Below are 3,130 nucleotides of genomic sequence, written 5' to 3' on the forward strand. Positions count from 1 at the left end.
GACATCGTCCTCAACTCCCTCGCCCACGAACACGTCGACGCCACACTCCGCCTCCAACAACCCGGCGGACGCTTCCTCGAAATGGGCAAAACCGACATCCGCGACCCCCACACCATCACCACCCGACACCCCGGCATCACCTACCGGGCGTTCGACCTCATGGAGGCGGGTCCGGAGCGCATCCAGGAGATGCTCTCCGCGTTGCTGGCCCTGTTCGAAAGCGGTGCGATTCGGCCGCTGCCGGTGACCGCCTGGGACATCCGACGCGCACCCGAAGCCTTCCGCCACCTCAGCCAGGCCCGACACACCGGCAAAGTCGTCCTCACCCTCCCCCGCCCCCTCAACCCCGACGGCACCATCCTCATCACCGGGGGCACCGGCACCCTCGGCAGCCTGGTCGCGCGACACCTCATCACCGAACACGGCGCCAAACACCTCCTGTTGACCAGCCGCAGCGGACCGCATGCCGACGGCGCCACGGCACTTCAAGAGGAACTCACCACACTCGGCGCACACATCACCATCACAGCGTGCGACGCCGCCGACCATGCGGCACTCGCCGCACTCCTCGACACCATCCCCCCCGAGCACCCACTCACCGCCGTCGTACACACCGCCGGCACCACCCACGACGCCACCCTCACCACACTCACCGACGAACACCTCGACACCGTCCTACCCCCCAAAATCGACGCCGCCTGGAACCTCCACCAACTCACCCACCACCACGACCTCACCCACTTCCTCCTCTACTCCTCCATCGCCGGCACCCTCGGCAACCCCGGACAAGCCAACTACGCCGCCGCCAACACCTTCCTCGACGCCCTCGCCCACCACCGCCACACCCGCGGCCTTCCCGGCAGTGCGCTCGCCTGGGGACTCTGGACCGAAAACAGCGCAATCACCGGCCGCCTCGATACGGCCGATCGGGCCCGGGTGGCCCGCAGCGGACTGGTGCCGCTCGACAGCGGAACCGGGCTCGCCCTGTTCGACACCGCCGTGGCGAGGGGGGACGCCCTGGTCTTCCCGGCCCACCTGGACCCGGCCGCGCTTCGTGCCCAGGCGACGGCCGGCACCCTTCCGACTCTGCTGCGCGGCCTCGTTCGTTCCTCGACCCGACGCACCGCCCATGCCGGCGGGGCCGGTGCGGGGTCCTCGCTCGGTCGGCGGCTGGCCGGTCGGTCCGCCGCCGAGCAGGACGAGCTGATCCTGGACCTGATCCGGACCCAGGTGGCGGCCGTGCTCGGCCACGCCACCCCCGAGGCGGTGGATCGCGAACACGCTTTCGGTGACCTGGGTTTCGACTCGCTCACCGCCGTCGAGCTGCGCAACCGGCTCAACACGGCCACCGGCCTTCGACTCCCGGCGACGCTGATCTTCGACTACCCGACCCCGCTCGCCCTCACCGCGTTCGTCCGCTCCGAGGTCGTCGGCGGACTCGTGCCCTCGACGGGAACGCCCACCACGCGCGTGGTCGGTGACGGCGGGTCGGCCGAGGACCCGATCGCGATCGTCGCGATGAGCTGCCGATTCCCCGGCGGCGTGCGCACGCCCGAGGACCTGTGGCGACTGGTCGCCGAAGGCACCGACGCCATCGGTGGATTCCCCACCGAACGCGGCTGGGATCTGGACAACCTCTACGACGCCGACCCGAACCGGGTCGGGCACACGTACGCGCGTGAGGGCGGATTCCTCTACGACGCGGACCGGTTCGACGCGGAGTTCTTCGGCATCAGCCCGCGCGAGGCACTGGCCACCGATCCGCAACAACGGCTGCTCCTGGAGACCGCGTGGGAGGTGTTCGAGCGGGCCGGCATCGACGCGGCCGACATCCGCGGTACCGACGCGGGTGTGTTCGCCGGGGTGATCTCGCAGGACTACGCCTCGGGCCTGGCCAAGGTGCCGGAGGGCGTCGAGGGCTACCTGTCCACCGGGAACACGACGAGTGTCGCGTCGGGCCGGGTGGCCTACACGTTCGGGTTCGAGGGGCCGGCAGTGACCGTGGACACCGCATGCTCGTCCTCGCTCGTCGCGATCCACCTCGCCGCACAGTCGCTGCGCAGCGGCGAATGCTCGCTCGCCCTCGCGGGCGGGGTCACCGTGATGGCCACGCCGAGTTCGTTCATCGAGTTCAGTCGGCAGCGGGCGTTGTCACCCGACGGCCGCTGCAAGGCGTTCTCCTCCACCGCCAACGGCACCGGCTGGGGCGAAGGCGTCGGCCTGCTCCTGCTCGAACGCCTCTCCGACGCCCAACGCAACGGCCACCCCGTCGTCGCCGTACTCCGCGGCTCAGCCATCAACCAGGACGGCGCCAGCAACGGACTCACCGCACCCAACGGCCCCTCCCAGCAGCGCGTGATCCGCCAGGCACTCGCCAACGCGCGACTGGCGCCGGACCAGGTGGACGCGGTCGAGGCACACGGCACGGGAACCGTACTGGGCGACCCGATCGAGGCCCAGGCCCTGCTCGCGACGTACGGCACCGACCGCGCCGCCGACCGACCGTTGCGCCTCGGGTCGATCAAGTCGAACATCGGCCACACGCTGGCCGCCGCCGGGGTCGCCGGGGTGATCAAGATGGTCCAGGCCATGCGGCACGGCGTACTGCCCAAGACGCTGCACGTCGACGAGCCGTCACCACTCGTCGACTGGACCGCGGGCGCGGTCACCCTGCTCACGGAGAGCGAATCGTGGCCGGAGACGGACCACCCGCGCCGCGCCGGCGTCTCGTCCTTCGGCATCAGCGGCACGAACGCGCACGTGATCATCGAGCAGGCCCCACTATCGGTGGCTGCGCCGGCTCCGGTCGACCAGGAGCCGCAGCGCGAAACCCCGCTTGTCGCCGATCCGTTGCCCACCCCCTGGCTGTTGTCGGCGCGTTCGCCGCAGGCTCTGCGCGAGCAAGCCCGCCGGCTTCACGAACACCTCTCCACTCAGCCGGACTTGGCAGCGACAACGGTCGCCCGCGTACTCGCCCGGCGCACGCTGTTCGAGCACCGCGCGGTGATCATCGGCAACCACACCACCTCGTTGAACGCCCTCGCCCGGCAGCAGGAAACCCCGGACCTCATCCGGGGCACCGCCACCGGCGACCCCGGCAAGATCGTGTTCGTCTTCCCCGGCCAAGGCA

Annotated in this window: 1 protein-coding gene; it reads left to right on the top strand. The window is 70.5% G+C overall.

Annotation, left to right across the window (positions count from 1 at the left end; translation table 11 throughout):
* Positions 1-3,130, top strand: a 3,130-nt coding sequence (locus tag ACWCPW_RS51735) for an SDR family NAD(P)-dependent oxidoreductase (protein ID WP_449768640.1), incomplete at both ends; no start/stop codon positions are given.

The sequence above is a fragment of the Embleya sp. NPDC001921 genome (assembly GCF_053594475.1).